Origin of the sequence: Amycolatopsis sp. NPDC051071 (genome assembly GCF_040682875.1) — a bacterium.
Classification (GTDB): Bacteria; Actinomycetota; Actinomycetes; order Mycobacteriales; family Pseudonocardiaceae; genus Amycolatopsis.
Genome location: NZ_JBFBBY010000022.1, coordinates 62370 through 77826, shown reverse-complemented (window position 1 = coordinate 77826; position 15457 = coordinate 62370). Strand labels below are relative to the sequence as shown.

Here is a 15457-nt window from a genome sequence, read left to right as displayed (position 1 = left end):
GGCCTCGTACTGGGCGTACTCGGTCGAAGGGCCCACGCCGCCAGGGGCCACCTGGGCGCGAAGACCGCGAACGAGATTTGCCAGACACGCCCTAGACGTGCAGCCGGGCCGCATCGGCAGCGCGTCGGCGGACTGTGAGATGCCCGCGACCGCGTGGACGACGGACAGGCTCGCTGGTTTTTCGAGGCCAGCGGCACCGGCCGGGGCCTGTTCCCCTCCAGCTGTAGTTCGTGATCTCGATGGTGAGTGGTCGCGCGGCGGCGTGGTCCGTCGTGACGCCGTCTGTTTGCCAGCCGTGTGACGGGGTATGGGCAGGCATGACGCGGAGCACGGCGGGAGCGGTATGGCAGGTTCGGATCGTCGAGCGGTCCCGGTATCGGGTGGAGTACTGCTGCCGCGGTTCGGGCGCCGGGACGTTCGAGGTGTCGCTGACGCCGTGGTTGCGTGAGGCGGTGGACCTGTCGGCGGCGGACGACGCCCTGGCGTTGTGCGCGGCCGGGCTGGTCCTCGACTCGCTGCTCCCGGCCGAGACACCGATACCGCGAGAGGTCGACCTCGAGACGTTGGCCTACGCCGATCCTTCCTTCGTCCCCGAACTACGCGGGCGCTTGCGGTACGGGGCCGATCGGGAGCTGGTCACCGAATCGGTGTGAAGAGTTCTGGTTCCTCCGGTCGTGGCCGCCACCCGGGTTTCCTTTCGCGGTTTGTGGGGTCAGCGTCCGCGTGAGTCGCTGCTGGGGCCTTGGTCGTCGGGCTGGGTGGCGGAGGCGGCGAGTTCGGCGGGATCGGCGGCGCCCTTGGGGTGTCCCTTGGTGCGGTGGGCTTCGTCGCGGATACGTTCGATCATGTGGGGGTAATGGAGTTCGAAGGCCGGGCGTTCGGAGCGGACGCGGGGCAGTTCCAGGAAGTTGTGCCGGGGCGGCGGGCTGGTGGTGGCCCATTCCAGTGAGTTGCCGAAACCCCAGGGATCGTCGACGTCGACCGATTCGCCGTAACGGTAGCTTTTGAACACGTTCCAGATGAACGGCAGCACGGAGAGGCCGAGCAGGAAGGCGCCGATCGTCGAGACCATGTGCATGCCGGTGAACTGGTCGCTCTGCAGGTAGTCGGCGTAGCGGCGGGGCATACCGGCGTTGCCGAGCCAGTGCTGGACCAGGAAGGTGACGTGGAAGCCGATGAACGTGGTCCAGAAATGCCATTTCGCGAGGTGTTCGTCCATCATCCGGCCGGTGATCTTGGGGAACCAGAAGTAGATCCCGGCGAAGGTGGCGAACACGATGGTGCCGAACAGGACGTAGTGGAAGTGCGCCACCACGAAGTAGGTGTCGTGGATGTGGAAGTCCAGCGGCGGTGAGGCGAGGATGATCCCGGTCAGCCCGCCGAGCAGGAACGTCACCAGAAATCCGATCGACCACAGCATCGGTGATGCGAAGGTGAGCTGTCCTTTCCACATGGTGCCGATCCAGTTGAAGAACTTGATCCCGGTCGGCACCGCGATGAGGAAGGTCATGATGGAGAAGAACGGCAGCAGTACCGCGCCGGTGGCGAACATGTGGTGCGCCCACACCGCGACCGACAGGGCGGTGATCGCGATCGTGGCGAACACCATGGTCTTGTAGCCGAACAGGGGTTTCCGGCTGAACACCGGGATGATCTCGCTGACGATGCCGAAATACGGCAACGCGACGATGTAGACCTCGGGGTGGCCGAAGAACCAGAACAGGTGCTGCCACAGGATCGCGCCGCCGTTGGCCGGGTCGAAGACGTGCGCCCCGAGATGCCGGTCGGCCATCAGCCCGAACAAAGCGGCGGTGAGGATCGGGAAGGCCAGCAGGATCAGGATGCTGGTGAAGAAGATGTTCCAGGTGAAGATGGGCATACGCCACATCAGCATTCCCGGGCAGCGCAGGCAGACGATCGTGGTGATCATGTTGACCGCGCCGAGGATCGTTCCGAGGCCGGTCAAGATCAGCCCGGCGATCCACAGATCGCCGCCGACGCCTGGTGAATGCACGGCCGTTGACAAGGGTGTGTAAGCCGTCCAGCCGAAGTCCGGCGGCCCGCCGGGAGTCAGATAGCCGCCGAGCACGATCATCGCGCCGAACAGGTAGAGCCAATAGGAGAACGCGTTCAACCGCGGGAAGGCCACATCGGGCGACCCGATCTGCAACGGCACCAGGAAGTTCGCGAAGGCGAACACGTTCGGCGTCGCGTAGAGCAGCAGCATGATCGTGCCGTGCATGGTGAACAGCTGGTTGTACTGCTCCGGCGACAGGAACTGAAGACCGGGACGCGCCAGTTCCCCGCGCATCAGCAACGCCGTGAGTCCGCCGATCAGGAAGAACCCGAACGACGTGGTCATGTACATCACGCCGATCGTCTTCGGATCCGTCGTCCTCATCAGCTTCAGCAGGGCGCTCCCTCGCTTGCCTGCCTGGCGGGGCGCGTGAGGAACCGGTAATGGCCGTGCCGGCGTCTGGGTCATCGCGCTACCTGTTCTTCCGGGGACGTCGCAGGGGTGTACCCGGCTTCTCGGTCGTCACACCTGTTCGCGGTGATGTGTGAAGCACGGCGAGGCGGGAATCCGGTGGCAACCGCATGTTTCCGCCGGACAGAGGGAAGAAAAGTGCCCGACAACGAAAACGAAGACGTCATCGCCCTGTTGCACCGTCAGCACGACGAAATCCGGTCGCTGTTCACCGAACTGGAGACCGCGGAAGGAGAACAGCGCCGCGACCTGTTCCGGGACCTCGTCCGGCTGCTCGCCGTGCACGAGACCGCCGAAGAAGAGGTGATTCACCCGGAAGTGCGCGGCTTGCAGGACGGCGAACACGTAGTGGAAGCCCGCATCGGAGAAGAGCATCGCGCCAAGCGGCTGCTCGTCACCTTGATCGAGATGGGGCCGGAAGCCGAGGGCTTCGACACCCTGCTCGTCCAACTGCGCGAGGACGTTCTCGCGCACGCCGAACACGAAGAACGGGAAGAGTTCCCGCTGCTGCGCGCCGCACACGGGCCTGAGCGGTTGCGTGCCATGGCCGCGACGGTGCGGGTGGCGGAGGCGATCGCGCCGACCCGCCCCCATCCCGGAGTCGAGAGCGCGACAGCGAATCTTTTGTTCGGCCCGCCCCTCGCGATCATGGACCGGGCCCGTGACGCCATCCGCGCCGCCCTCGGCCGATGATCTACGCGAGAGAGAAGGAAACCATGCCCGACAGCTGCCCATCCGATGAGACAATGCCACCGTCAGCGGTCCGCGGCCGGTGAGTCCGTCGAACAGCAGCGGAGCGTCCGAGCGCAGCACCGCGATGCCGGCGAGCCCTACGGTGCCGGTGATGACCGCGGTGGGCAGGCCGCGGCGGCAGAATGCTTCGGCAAGGTCGTGCCGGCCGTCCCGCCGCGCGTCGCCGCAGAGCAACACGGCGGCCAGGTAGGCGCAGACGAGCACCGCGCTCAGCTCGCTCATCGCGGCCGGAGCCAGCAGGTGGGGTTGACCCATACCACCATCGCCCCGTCCAGGAATGTTATGCCCTACTGAGATCTCCCCGTGAGCGAGCGAATGGTCGAGGATGGGTCTCATGCCCTCAGCTCCCCTGACCTAGGAGCCCGATGATCATCGCGATCACCCGCAAGGACCGTCGCCTGCCAGCGTGGCCGGAAAACGTGCCGGAAACCGGGCTGGGGCCGGACGTGCTCATGCTGCTGATGGTCGATCAAGCCCGGTTGCGAAACGCCGAGTCCGGTCAGCGGATCGTTCGCCCTGCCAGTCCACCCCCGGCGAACGGGCAGGCGGAAGGGGCGCCGTGATCGACAGCGTGGTGACGATGGCGCTTCCCGCCCTTCCCGCGCTGGTCTACGAGGTGCTCTGGGAACGGCTCGGCCTCGGGCCCATGCCGTTCCCTCTCGTGGTGCACCGGCACGGCAGCGACGACGCGGAGCGACGAGAGTGCCGGGCCAAAGCACACCGATGGCTGACGTCCAACAGCCTCGGAGACGCAGACAACCTCGACGGTGATCTGGTGCAGGCCCTGCGGGCGATGGACGACGCCGATTTCGCGCTGTCCTTGCTCTACAGCGACGCCGCCGGACAGGCGGCGGTCGGCTGCTTCCCCCAGCCCACCGGACGGGCATTGCGCGTGACGATGCGCAACGAGACGGTGGAACTGGGCTGGATGAACGCGACGAGGTTGGCGGAAGGCGTCTTGGAGGTAGTGCCCGAGGTCGATCCGGGTGTCGGGCGCCCCGTCCGCGTCACCGAACTCGCCCTCGACCGGTCCGGCCTGATGTGGCGGCGATCCGGGCGGCTCGGCGACGGGACACGATCCTTGATCGGGTACGGGGTGCACCGTGATGACGCCGAGCGGCTCTTGCGGGTCCTGGCGCGGGCGAGCGCGATCGGCCAGGTGAGTGCGGCGCGATCGGGAGCCGCCGGGAACGTACTGACGGCCATCCGCCCGCTCTCCTTCGTGGACACCGACGGTGGCCGGTATCTCGTCGTGCGGAGCTACGGATCGGTCACGCTGTTGCCCGCCGACAGCGTGACGTTGGCGGCCCGCATCAGCGGGCTCGCACACGACGACTTCGTTTAGACGGCGGCGGCGTGCTTCCCACGAGGGACGTCGTCGGCCGCCTGGTCGAGGATGAAGTTCGCGACCCGCTCCAGCGCCGTGTACAGGTCTTCAGTGCCGGGCTGGTGCTGCGAAAACCGCCCGCGCCGCGAGCGGAACCGGGTCCCGATCCGGAAGAGCTGACGAGTGCCATCCGCAGCGGGCTGCCGGTGGCCGAACCCGAGAAGCTGCGTGTCCCTCTTGTTCGGGTCTGTGAACGTCGCGGTGGCTCGGGTGCGAGTGCACCCCGTGGGGCCGCTGGCCGCTCATTGTTCGACCACCGCCACTAAGTCCGCGCTTCGGCAAGCGAACGCTTGCGTCCCGATCGGCCGATCAGCGACATGAGCGGATATTCGCGCCGATCGACGCCGGATTCGTGCTCGTGGACACCGAGGGGTGGTTCTGGATCAGGGGCCTGGACTGCGAAGCCGGACCACGCGGTGGTGGCCATCGAGGACCCGGGGGAGCAGGGACACGTCACGGATCCTGGAGCAACTCGGCGACGCCTCGTCATGGCAGGACAGCGTGCGCCACCATCGGAACACGATCAGCTGCGATTACCTCGGTCAGGTTGATCGCCGCCACGGGGTGAGTGCCACCTCGGTGGCGGTCCGCATAGCGGCCTGCAGCGCGGCAGGGTCGGCCCTGTCGGCACTGTCGAGGAGGGCCTGGAGTGCGCCGCTGACGGCGCCGACGAACGCGCCTGTCAGTGCCGCCGCGCGTACCAGGTCCAGCTGGCCGGGGAAGGCCTCGGCCAGGTGTTTCGCGATCTCTCGTTGGGCGTCAAGCTGTAACTGCAACGCGCGACCGCGCACGGCGGGCACGGTCTGGATCAGCCGCAGGCGGAGCGCTGCCAGCGGGCTGACCATCTCCTCGCTGGTGTCGTTGATCTCGCCGAGGGCACGCAGCAGCACGTCTGCCGGTCTCTCGTCCGGGCTGCGCGTCGCGATGGCGTCGATGGCCGCCCGCACGCGCCCGTCAGATTCCGGAAACAGGAGTTCTTCCTTGCTGGCGAAGTAGCTGAAGAACGTCCGCGCGCCGATCTCCGCCGCCGCCGCGATGTCGGCGATCGTCGTCTCGTCGTAGCCCTGGCGCTCGAACAAGTCCGTCGCCGCGTCGATCAGGGCCTGGCGTGTGCGGGCTCGCTTGCGGTCGCGAAGGGACATGAACAGCAGCATACGCAGGTCGGCAGTGAGTGCAAATCCGCAGTCAGTGCAATTCTGCACTCACTGCTGCTAATGTTGCCGGCATGACGAAGAACGTGCTGATCTCCGGGGCAGGCGTGGCCGGCTCGACCCTCGCCTACTGGCTGGCCCGCAACGGCTTCAAGCCCACGGTTGTGGAGCGGTCGCAGGGCCTGCGCTCCAGCGGCAACCCCGTCGACGTCCGCGGGCCGGCCCTGCCGGTCGTCAAGGCTATGGGCGTCGTGCCCCAGCTGCGGGACGCCGCCACGACGTCGAACCGGATCCGGTTACTGGGTGCGGACGGTCGCCAGGTCGCCACGATGAAGATGGCCGCGGCCAAGGGCAACGAGGTCGAGATCCCCCGGAACGACCTCGCCACCATCCTGTACGAGGCGGCCCAGGACGACGCCGAGTTCCTCTTCGACGACACGATCACCGCGCTTCGCCAGGACGAGCACGGCGTGGATGTCACGTTCGACCGTGCCGCGCCCCGCCGGTTCGACCTCGTGATCGGCGCGGACGGGCTGCACTCCACCGTGCGCCGCCTCGCCTTCGGCCCCGAGCGTGACTTCGTGCGGCTCACGGGCATCTACGTCGCCACGACACCGTTCAGCGAGCCGGTCGACCACCCCGAGGACGTGCTCATCCACAACACGCCGGGCCGGCTGGTCGCCCTTCACCCGTCACGCGGCAAGGGTGGGGTCGCTTTCATCTTCCGCGCCGAGGTTGACCACTTCGACTACCGCGACATGGCGCAGCACAAGCGGATCGTCGCGGCGGCGTACGCGGGCGTCGGGTGGCGGGTGCCGGAGCTGCTCGACCGGTTGCGGCACGCGGAGGACGTCTTCTTCGACGCGGTCAGCCTGGTCGACCTTCCGTCGTGGTCGAAGGGCCGCATCGCGCTGGTCGGCGACGCCGCGTCGTGCGTGTCCCTGCTCGGTGACGGTTCCAGCCTCGCCATCGTCGGCGCGCACACCCTGGCCACCGCGCTCGCCACGGACGGGGGCCTTACCCGGTACGAGGCCGAGCACCGCGCCAGGGTGATGCCGAAACAGCGCACCGTCAAGTCGGCCGCGGCGCTGCTCGTGCCGAAGACCAGGCTGGGCCTTGCGACGCGGAACCTCGCGGCGCGCGTGTGGCCCTTCGGCCTGTGACCTACCGGTCCGCGATGGCGGACTTCCTTCGCCCGTAAGCGAAGTAGAGAAGCACAGCCACGTCTCCGGGCTTCAGGAACGTGATCAGCCAGAGCGAGAACACCACGCCGGTGGTCTGCACCCCCGGCATGCCGGGAGCCGGAACGTGCGTGGCAGGTCGGGTCAGTTCGGCTGCCGCACCGATCGGTTGTCCGTTGACACCAGAAGTTGTCTGATACCAGGTTCAGCAGCGCGCTAGTGGTCTCCTGCCTGACGGGGTCAGTGTTGGGGACGCCCGCACGGATTCCGCATACGTCAGTCCCAACCGGGAACCTCGCCGTTGTGCCGGTAACTGCTCGGCGGCAGGCCGAACTCGCGGCGAAACGCGCGGCTGAAGTGGAACTGGTCGACGTAGCCGACGGTGCCGGCGACCGCGGCGACGGACATTCCCGTGCCGGTCAGCAGCCGAGCCGCGCGGTGCAGGCGGCGGGTGCGCAACTCCCGCATGGGGCTGTGGCCGGTGGCCCTCGCGTAGAGGTGACTGAAGTGCGACGGTGACAGCCCGGCGATGGCGGCGAGTGAGTTCAGGGTGTGCGGGGCCTCCGGTGTTTCGGCAATGAGCTGCCGCACGCGGGCGATGCGCGGGTCCGGGCCCGGCGGTGCGGCGGGAGCACCGGCGAGGCCGGCCAGGCGCACGATCTCTTCGAGCACGCACATGGCGAGGGCCTGCTGTTCGGGGCGGGCGGCGAAGGCCGGGAGGTGGACCGGCGACGGCGGGATGTGATCACCGGTGAGCCGGGCGTAACGGCGGAGCCGGTCGAAGGCGGCGTCGATGGCCTCCGTGGCGCCACTAGCCGACGGTGTCAGATGGCGACTCGTCTGGAGCCAGTTTCCGTGTGGCGCCCGGAAATGCGCCCACAGCAGCGACCATTCCCCGGCGTTGGGCGCGACTCCGTAGGTGTGCCGCACGCCGGGTTCGATCAGCACGAGCTGCCCCGCGCTGGTTGTCAGGTCTGTGTCCCCGTGGTGCACGACGCCGCGCCCCCGCGTTGTCCACATGAGCAGCCAGCTCGGCGAGCCGGTCGGCCGGTTCGCCTCGACGCGCTTGGTGAAGGTGCTCTCGCCGACGACGAGCAACCCGGCCGGAGGCGAGGGCGTCGCAGCAGGATCTGTCATCTGCCCGGCAGGTTCGGCCATGTCCGCGATACCCCGCCCTCTCTACAGTCGAATCCGTCGATACCACCACGGCGGAGGCAGACCATGAAGCAGTTGATCGATTCCAGCGACATCGCCGACGACGTCGCGGCACTACGGGAGCGCATGTCCGAGGACGGCTACCTCTACTTCCCCCGCCTGCTGCCCGGCGACTATGTCACCGGTGTTCGCGCCGACATCGCGGCCGTGCTCCACGACAGCAGGTGGCTGGCCTCCGGCACCGAGCCGCACGAGCTGCGGGCGTCCGACGACCGGGCGGTCGAGGAGGGCAAGTCCACCTTCTTCGGCATGTACTCGGCCGTGCAGGCGACGCAGTCCTTCCATGAGCTCAGCGAACGGGAGGAGCTGCGCGGCCTGGCTCAGCGGCTGCTCGGCGACGAGGTCTTCTGCCACCCGATGCACATCGCCCGCATCACGGCGCCGACGCCGCGGGCCACCCCCACGCCCGCTCACCAGGACTACCGCCTCATCCAGGGCGCGGTCGACACCCTGACCATGTGGATCCCCCTCGCTGACTGTCCCTCCGACGCCGGCGGGCTTGAGGTTCTCGCCGGGTCGCACAAGCTCGGCGTGCTCGGTGTGTCGCGAGCGGAGGGCCCCGGCGGGGTCACCGCGCAGGTGGCGGGCAGCGGCGTGGATGACTGGCGCAGCACCCACTTCGGCCAGGGGGACGTGCTCATGTTCACCAGTCTCACCGTGCACGGGGCCCGCCCCAACCTCAGCGACCGGCTGCGGTTGTCGGCGGACATCCGGTGGCAGGCGAGGTCGGAACCAGCCGCCTTCATCGACGGCTACGAGCCGTTCCGGCCGCACTTCCACCCCGACGTGCCCGACTGGCCCACCCTGACCCGGGGCTGGACCTCGACGACCAGCATCGAGATCCCGGAGGGGCTGAACTATGTCCGCAAGTTCGACTCGATGAGCGAACACGTGCCAACCCCTCCGTCCCGGTTCAGGTGAGCCGGCGCTTAACGGCTACTTCCAGGTGCGGGCCGGACCCGGTCGAGCTTCGGCGGCCGGACCGGCGACCTGGCCTCCAGGTATTTCCAGAGCGCGTCCGCACCGGAGTAGATGCTCCGGTCCTGGTTCCTGGCATCGAAAAGCGCCGTGAACCCGGGTGTGGCGTTGCGGGCGAAGAAGTTGTTGGCCAGAGTCGCGATCCGGTACTCGCGGTCGGCCTTCACCGGCTTCCCGTTGATCCGGATCTTCTTGATGTCGACGTGCTGCCCGAGTGGGGCGTCGGGGGAGTAGGGGTAGGAAACGTTGCCGGAAACGGCCATGTGCCGATACGTCACGACACCGTCGGCCCCCCGCTGCCATTGGCTCTCGATCAGCTCGTCGAGTTTCTTGCCGGTCACCGTCCCACGCACGACGGCCGGGCCGATGCCGTTCTCGTAGACCGTGCCGAAAACCAGCTCGGAGAACAGCACCCGTCCCGGCGCGTCCGCGGGATTGGCTGGATTGGGGGCGAAAGGTATATCGCGCAGCAAGATTCCCGGCATCGCGACCGCGAGATCGGCCTGTCCGTCCTTGTTGGCCGCCCAGAGGAACGCATCGGCGGTGACGTTGCCAAGTGTGGACTCCTCGTCGGTGCCGGAGGTGCGCGTGAGATCGCCGGTAACCGTGGCGACCTGCTGGTCACCCCGCGCCGGGAGCCGGTCCTTCCAGTACTTCGCCATCCGCTGCACCTCGGGATCCGGTACGACATCACGGGTGTTGGCGTGGCTGACCGATTTCGTCCGGTCTCGGCGGACATCGCCGGTCGCCGGGTCCAGCTCCAGGTTGATCTCGTTGATCAGCCTGCCGTGGTTCGCCGCGTCCACCACCGGGCGGGGATTACCGGCCGGGTCGGGCAGCATGCAGTTCACCAGCGCGTGCCAGTGCCCGCCGACGATGGCGTCCACCGCCGGACTGATCTGCTTGTTCATGTCGGCAAGCGGGCCGAACGGTGCGGTGCAGTCGTTGTACCCCGCCCCGTTCGCTTGCGAGAACCCTTCGTGCACAACGGCGACGATGGCCTGGACGCCCCTCCCGCGCAGCTCCTCGGCGTAGTGGTTGATCGTCTCCACCTCGGGCAGGAACTTCAGTTCGCTCGGCCAGTAGGAGAGCTGCTCTTCCGGCGTGTGGGTGGTCGTGGCGTGGATGAATCCCACCGGGAGTGTGCCGCCGCGACCGTCGTCGACCTGCCGCACGTGGTACGGCTTGACCAGCGGACGGCCGGTGGCTTCGTTGATCACGTTCGCGGAGTAGTAGTCGAAGTCCGCGCCCTGGAAGCGTTTCCCGGTCGAGTCGGTGAAGCAGAGGTCGCGGTCGGGGCGGCCCTGGCAGGTGCCCTCCATCATATGCTTGAGGTAGGCCGGTTTCCGGTCGATCTCGTGGTTGCCCACGGTGGAGAACTCGACGCCGATCATGTTCATGTACTCGATCGTCGGCTCGTTCCAGAACCACGCGGTCTCCGACGGCCAGCCGGAGAAGTCGTCGCCCGCGGAGAACAGTACGGAGTTCTCCGGTGCGCGCAGCCGGTCGAGGTGCGAGGCGAGATATGCACCGCCACCCACGGTTTTCGCGGGCTCACCGGCACGCGAGCCGGGCACGGTCGTGGTGTACTCGCCGAAGTAGCCGTGCAGGTCGGTGATCGACAGCAGCTGCACGGGCACCCCGGGCGCGGGATCGGCCGTCGCGGCCGGTGCCAGTGAGACGGCCAGCAACGCGGCGGTGGCGATCGCCGCCCCGCGCCATCTCTTGGGTAATGCGGACATGGCCGACCTCCTACTTCTCGGGTTTGAGCAGGGCGTTGCCCTGTTTGACGGCCGCGCCGGCGGCGTCGGAGACGTTGACCGATCCGAGGTACATGTCGTTGAAGATCTGGTTGATCTTGGGTTCCGCCGCGGCGAAGCCGGACACGATCGGGAAGTTCACCGTCTTGCCGCGCGCCTCGTCCAGGAACGGCTGGGTGTCGATGCCCTTGGCCTTCCAGTGCTCGACGTAGCGCGGGGCGAGGTCGTTGATGGCAGGGAAGACATAGCCGCCCTCGGCCATGATCGACTGCGCCTCTGGGGTGGCCAGGAACGACACGAGCTGCTTGGCCTGGTCGGGATGGTCGGTGCGGGAGTAGACCGCCTCGCCGAGGCCGTTGATGATCACGACGCGGCCTGCCTTGCCCGCGGGCAGCGACGCGGTGCCGATCGGGAAGGTCGAGTTAGGGGCGACGAAGGGCAGCAGCGCGTTGTTGGCAGGGAAGACCGCGACCTCGCCGCGCTGGAACATCTCGGTCGCCCGGCCCGCGGGCGGGTTGGTCTGCTCGGCGGGTGGGGACACGTGCCACTTCTTGATCAGGTCGACGCCCCACTGCAACGCCTCGACCGAAGCGGGCTCGTTGAAGTTGAACGTGCCGTAGGGTTTGGTGATCGTCGTGCCGCCGTTGCTCGGGATCCAGTTCAGCCACTGGGTGCCCGAGTGGTTCCAGGAGGCGAAGCCCCACCGTTTGACCTTGGCCGGATCGAAGCCGGATTCATTGGGGTGCTTGCCGTTCACATCGACGGTGAGCTTCCGCATCAGCGGCAGGAACGTCCCGGATCCGTCGGGCGCCCAGGTCAGCGGCTCGGTGGGCATCTCGACGCCGGCCTCGGCGAAGACCTGCTTGTTGTAGAGCATCCCCGGTACGCCCCAGTCCTTGGGGACGGCGTACATCTTTCCCTTGTAAGTAAAGGAATCCACGACGTTGGGGTGGTACTTGTCCTTGGTCAGGCCGGACTGCTCCACGGCGGCGGAGACGTCCATCAACGCGCCCTGCGTCGCCAGTTCGGGGAAGTTCGCGGGCGTCATCCAGAACACGTCGGGTGCGGTGCCGGAGACCATCTCGGTGACGAGCTTGGTCCAGTACTGGTCGTAGGGCTGAAGCTCGATCTTGACGTCGATGCCGGGGTGCTTGACCTTGAACGCCTCGAAGACCTTCTCGTAGCCCTTCTGCTGCTGCTCGTCCCAGATTCGGTAGGTCAGCGTCGTCTTGCCGTCACTGCCGCCGCAGGCGGCGACCAGCCCGACCAGCGCGCCGACTGTCAGCGCGCTGAGCATTTTCCGCCGGAAAGTGGAGAGCTTCATGAGGACACTCCTTCGTGTCACTTGAGTCCGGTCAGGGCGACCGACCGGACGATGTAGCGCTGGAAGAAGACGAAGACGAGCAGCATCGGCAGCAGGGTGAGCAGGCTGCCTGCCATCATCCGGGTGTAGTCGATGCCGATCTCCGAGCGCAGGGCGGCGATCGCGACGGTGACCACGCGGGTGTCCTCGCTGCTGGTGATGATCAGCGGCCACAGGAAGTTGTTCCAGGACGAGATCACCGTGACGATCGCCAGCGTGGCCAGGATCGGCCTGCTCAGCGGCAGGATGATCCGCCACAGGATGGTCAGATGCCCCGCGCCGTCCACCCGCGCGGCCTCCTCGATCTCGCGCGGGATGCTGCGGAAGAACTGGCGCATCAGGAAAATCCCGTACGGCGTGCCGAAGACGTACGGCGCGACGAGCCCGTACCAGCTGTTCACCAGGTCCAGCTCACGCATGATCAGGAACAGCGGGATCAGGGTCACCACGTTAGGCACCATCAGGGTGGCCAGGTACAGCCAAAACAGCGAGTCGCGGCCCCGGAACTCCAAGCGCGCGAACGCATACGCCGCCAGCGTGGTGAAGATCAGCTGCCCGACGGTGAGGATGGTGACGAAGATGAAGGTGTTGAGGATGGACTGCGCGAAGTCCGAGTCCAGCAGCGCGCCGAGGTTCTCCAGCGTCGGCGAGGACGGCGGCGCCCACGGTGCCGCCTCGAACAGCTCACCGCGCGGTTTCAACGCCGTCGAGACGATCAGCCAGTACGGGAAGACCGACATGGCCGCCCCGATGATCAGCGTCGCGTAGAGGGCGGCGCGGCGGGAGGGCCGCCGTCGCCGGGTGGTCGTGGTCACGGTCGGCACCTCTCAGGTCAGGTCGTAGGTCGTGGTGCGGTTGAAGTACCGGACCTGCGCCATGGTGACCGCGAGGATGATCAGGAACAGCACCATCGCGATGGCGGAGGCGTAGCCGAAGTCGAACTGCCGGAACGCGGTCTGGTAGATCGTGTAGTTGATGACCTCGGTGCTGTTGCCGGGACCGCCGTTGGTCATCACGAAAACGGTGTCGAAGACCTGGAACGAGCCGATCACGTTGGTGACAAGGACAAAGAACAGCGTCGGGCGCAACAGCGGCAGTGTGATCGCGAAGAACTGCCGGACCGGCGACGCCCCGTCCAGCGTGGCCGCCTCGTAGAAGTCCTTCGGGATGGACTGCAACCCGGCGAGGAAGAACAGCATGTTGTAGCCCGCGAACTGCCACACCTGCGTCGCCGCCACCGAGGGCAGCGCGAGGCCGGCCGAGGACAGCCAGCTCGGCCCGTCGATCCCGAAGATCGCCAGGAAGGAGTTGACCGCGCCGTTGGCCGGGTCGAAGATCCAGCCCCACACCAGGCCCATCACCACCGGCGTCGCCATCCATGGCAGGACGAACAACGCGCGGAAGATCTTCACGCCGCGCACTCGCTGGTTGAGCAGCAGCGCGAGTAACAGGGCCAGCACCGTCTGCACCGGGATGGTCAGTACCACGTAGGCGATGGTGACCAGCAGCGAGTGGCCGATCCCGTCGTCGGCGAAGAGCCGCTCGTAGTTGGCCAGCCCGACGAACTCTGGCGTGGCCAGCAGCTTCCAGTCGAACAGGCTCAGCGCGGCGACGATCAGTACTGGCAGCAACAGGAACGCGACGACACCGAATAGGCTCGGGGCCACAAAGGCATATGCCGTCAGGGTTTCCCGCGCCCGCCGACGACGTCCCCGTGGCGGCACCGGCCGGGTCGAGACCGGTGGTGGCGGGGTCGGCACCGTGAGGACCTGAGCCATGGTGGACTCCCTTCCGGAGAGATCAGGCAGGACTGGTTGATGGCGTGAGCAGCTCGCGGGTGCGCGTGGCTCCCCACTCGTCGAGGTCGGCGAGGCGATCGCTCGAACACCTCCACCCACCGCTGGAGGCCACGTGATCCGCCCAGCCGGCGCGGTCTTCCACACGCGGAGACACCAGCAGGCAGTCGGGATCGTTGACCCACAACCGGCCGTGCATGAACTCCCGCGCGGCCCCGGCCAGCCGCGCGCCGAGCTGTGATGGCTGACTGACGTCCCCGGACTTGGGTTCGACGGTGACCGCGGTGTCCGGGCTGACCCGCATGGCGTCAACGAGTCCCACACTGGGCAGCATCGGTGCGCCGCAACCAAGAACGGTCGAGTCCGGACCGGCCGCCTCGCGGATGATCCGCATCCCCGCCACGTAGGCGTCGTGCCCCGACACGTCGGCGTGCCGCCGGCCGGGGTGCGCTCCGGCGTAGATGTAGTCGATCTTGAAGAACGAGAACCCGGTCGCCACAAGGGATCTGAACACGCCGCCGAGATGCTCCGCCGCGCCAGGGTGCGTCACGTCGAGCACCGCGATGTCCCGGTCCCACTCGCGCATCGCGGGCGTGCCCCGCACCAGCCAGTCCGGATGCTCGGTCGCCACCCGGCTGTCGGCGGCGACGAAGAACGGCGTCAGCCAGATACCCGCGCGCCGCCCGGTGTCGGCGACGCGTTTCGCCACTCCTTCAAGGGATCCGAAGCCCGGCCGGATGTCGAGCCAGTCCCCGATCGCGCTCTGGTAGCCGTCGTCGAGCTGGATGATCTCCAGCGGCAGCTTCATTCGTTCGGCGTGCACCAGGGTGTCGGCGATGTCCTGCTCGGTGACCTTGTTCCAGTGCCCGTACCAGCTGCTCCACCCCGGACCGAGCGGACGGACCGCCGTCACGCCACTGACGGCCGCCACCTCGTCGGCCCAGGCGACGAGCGCGCGCGGGAGGTCGGCGTGCTCGGTCTCGCGGACAGCGCCCAGGCTGGAGACGACGAGCCGGTCCTCGCGCGCCTGCACGCGGATGGAGGGGACTTCGGCGGAGTGATCCACCGCGGACCACGACCGCACCGGGCCGCCGTCGCCCGGGTCGATCACGACAAGTCCCTCGCCCTGGAAGCCGGACTCCGGCATCGGCCGGTCGAAGCGGAAACAGCTCGCCGCGATCTGCGCCGAGGACGGCCGGGGCGAGGTCGCGTCACCCGGGTAGGTGCCGGTGGGACTCCAGGACTGCCAGCCCTGCTCGAAGACGCGCGCCCGAGCCGGCACGCAGGCAACCTCGGCGATCGGGAGATACATCGGCGTCCCTTCGTGGTGGTTTTCGTTCATTTATGTGCAGACTAGCCATTAAACGTGCATTATTATGCTTACT

General features: G+C 67.5%; 16 protein-coding genes. 7 read left to right on the top strand and 9 right to left on the bottom strand.

The window, feature by feature from the left end; translation table 11 throughout:
• The first annotated feature begins 317 nt into the window (after positions 1-317).
• Positions 318-653, top strand: coding sequence for a hypothetical protein (locus tag AB0M65_RS10945; protein ID WP_364024838.1), 336 nt, complete (start codon positions 318-320; stop codon positions 651-653).
• A gap of 59 nt (positions 654-712) precedes the next feature.
• Here AB0M65_RS10945 and ctaD read toward each other — a convergent pair whose 3' ends face one another.
• Positions 713-2485 carry a cytochrome c oxidase subunit I gene (gene ctaD / locus AB0M65_RS10940; RefSeq protein WP_364024835.1) on the bottom strand — a complete coding sequence of 591 codons (1773 nt, stop codon included), beginning with the start codon at positions 2483-2485 and terminating at the stop codon, positions 713-715.
• 141 nt (positions 2486-2626) lie between these two features.
• Here ctaD and AB0M65_RS10935 point away from each other — a divergent pair, with 141 nt between their 5' ends.
• The 4 genes from AB0M65_RS10935 to AB0M65_RS10920 all read left to right on the top strand — a co-directional run bounded on the left by AB0M65_RS10935 (position 2627) and on the right by AB0M65_RS10920 (position 4894).
• Positions 2627-3181, top strand: coding sequence for a hemerythrin domain-containing protein (locus AB0M65_RS10935; RefSeq protein ID WP_364024832.1), 555 nt, complete (start codon positions 2627-2629; stop codon positions 3179-3181).
• A 425-nt stretch (positions 3182-3606) separates the two neighbouring features.
• Complete coding sequence (locus AB0M65_RS10930; protein WP_364024829.1) at positions 3607-3804, top strand: hypothetical protein; 198 nt, start codon at positions 3607-3609, stop codon at positions 3802-3804.
• Positions 3801-4586, top strand: a complete 786-nt coding sequence (locus AB0M65_RS10925; RefSeq protein ID WP_364024826.1) for an ESX secretion-associated protein EspG — start codon at positions 3801-3803, stop codon at positions 4584-4586. The genes AB0M65_RS10930 and AB0M65_RS10925 overlap by 4 nt, the downstream gene beginning before the upstream one ends.
• Before the next feature lie 11 nt (positions 4587-4597).
• The gene (locus tag AB0M65_RS10920; protein WP_364024823.1) at positions 4598-4894 is read left to right on the top strand and encodes a hypothetical protein; all 297 of its coding nucleotides are present in this window, start codon (positions 4598-4600) and stop codon (positions 4892-4894) included.
• Between the two features lie 276 nt (positions 4895-5170).
• Here the strand turns inward: AB0M65_RS10920 and AB0M65_RS10915 are convergent, their stop codons facing one another.
• The gene (locus tag AB0M65_RS10915) at positions 5171-5770 is read right to left on the bottom strand and encodes a TetR/AcrR family transcriptional regulator (RefSeq protein WP_364024821.1); all 600 of its coding nucleotides are present in this window, start codon (positions 5768-5770) and stop codon (positions 5171-5173) included.
• A gap of 83 nt (positions 5771-5853) precedes the next feature.
• Here AB0M65_RS10915 and AB0M65_RS10910 point away from each other — a divergent pair, with 83 nt between their 5' ends.
• Positions 5854-6942, top strand: coding sequence for an FAD-dependent monooxygenase (locus AB0M65_RS10910; protein ID WP_364024818.1), 1089 nt, complete (start codon positions 5854-5856; stop codon positions 6940-6942).
• Between the two features lies 1 nt (position 6943).
• Here AB0M65_RS10910 and AB0M65_RS10905 read toward each other — a convergent pair whose 3' ends face one another.
• Positions 6944-7072 (bottom strand): hypothetical protein, encoded by a 129-nt coding sequence (locus tag AB0M65_RS10905; protein ID WP_364024815.1) that lies wholly within the window; start codon positions 7070-7072, stop codon positions 6944-6946.
• Positions 7073-7236: 164 nt separating this feature from the next.
• Positions 7237-8097, bottom strand: coding sequence for a helix-turn-helix domain-containing protein (locus AB0M65_RS10900; RefSeq protein ID WP_364024812.1), 861 nt, complete (start codon positions 8095-8097; stop codon positions 7237-7239).
• Positions 8098-8181: 84 nt separating this feature from the next.
• Here AB0M65_RS10900 and AB0M65_RS10895 point away from each other — a divergent pair, with 84 nt between their 5' ends.
• Positions 8182-9096, top strand: coding sequence for a phytanoyl-CoA dioxygenase family protein (locus AB0M65_RS10895; RefSeq protein WP_364024810.1), 915 nt, complete (start codon positions 8182-8184; stop codon positions 9094-9096).
• Between the two features lie 8 nt (positions 9097-9104).
• On the opposite strand, the gene AB0M65_RS10890 is transcribed toward AB0M65_RS10895, so the two are convergent.
• The 5 genes from AB0M65_RS10890 to AB0M65_RS10870 are packed head-to-tail and all read right to left on the bottom strand — an operon-like array spanning position 9105 to position 15414.
• Positions 9105-10895: a bifunctional metallophosphatase/5'-nucleotidase gene (locus AB0M65_RS10890; RefSeq protein ID WP_364024807.1), complete on the bottom strand. Its 1791-nt coding sequence runs from the start codon at positions 10893-10895 to the stop codon at positions 9105-9107.
• A gap of 10 nt (positions 10896-10905) precedes the next feature.
• Entirely contained in the window at positions 10906-12237 is a 1332-nt protein-coding gene (locus tag AB0M65_RS10885) for a sugar ABC transporter substrate-binding protein (RefSeq protein ID WP_364024804.1), read from the bottom strand.
• A 17-nt stretch (positions 12238-12254) separates the two neighbouring features.
• Positions 12255-13091 (bottom strand): carbohydrate ABC transporter permease, encoded by an 837-nt coding sequence (locus tag AB0M65_RS10880; RefSeq protein ID WP_364024801.1) that lies wholly within the window; start codon positions 13089-13091, stop codon positions 12255-12257.
• A 12-nt stretch (positions 13092-13103) separates the two neighbouring features.
• Positions 13104-14054: a sugar ABC transporter permease gene (locus AB0M65_RS10875; RefSeq protein WP_364024798.1), complete on the bottom strand. Its 951-nt coding sequence runs from the start codon at positions 14052-14054 to the stop codon at positions 13104-13106.
• A 22-nt stretch (positions 14055-14076) separates the two neighbouring features.
• Positions 14077-15414, bottom strand: coding sequence for a glycoside hydrolase family 36 protein (locus AB0M65_RS10870; protein WP_364024794.1), 1338 nt, complete (start codon positions 15412-15414; stop codon positions 14077-14079).
• Positions 15415-15457 lie beyond the last annotated feature (43 nt).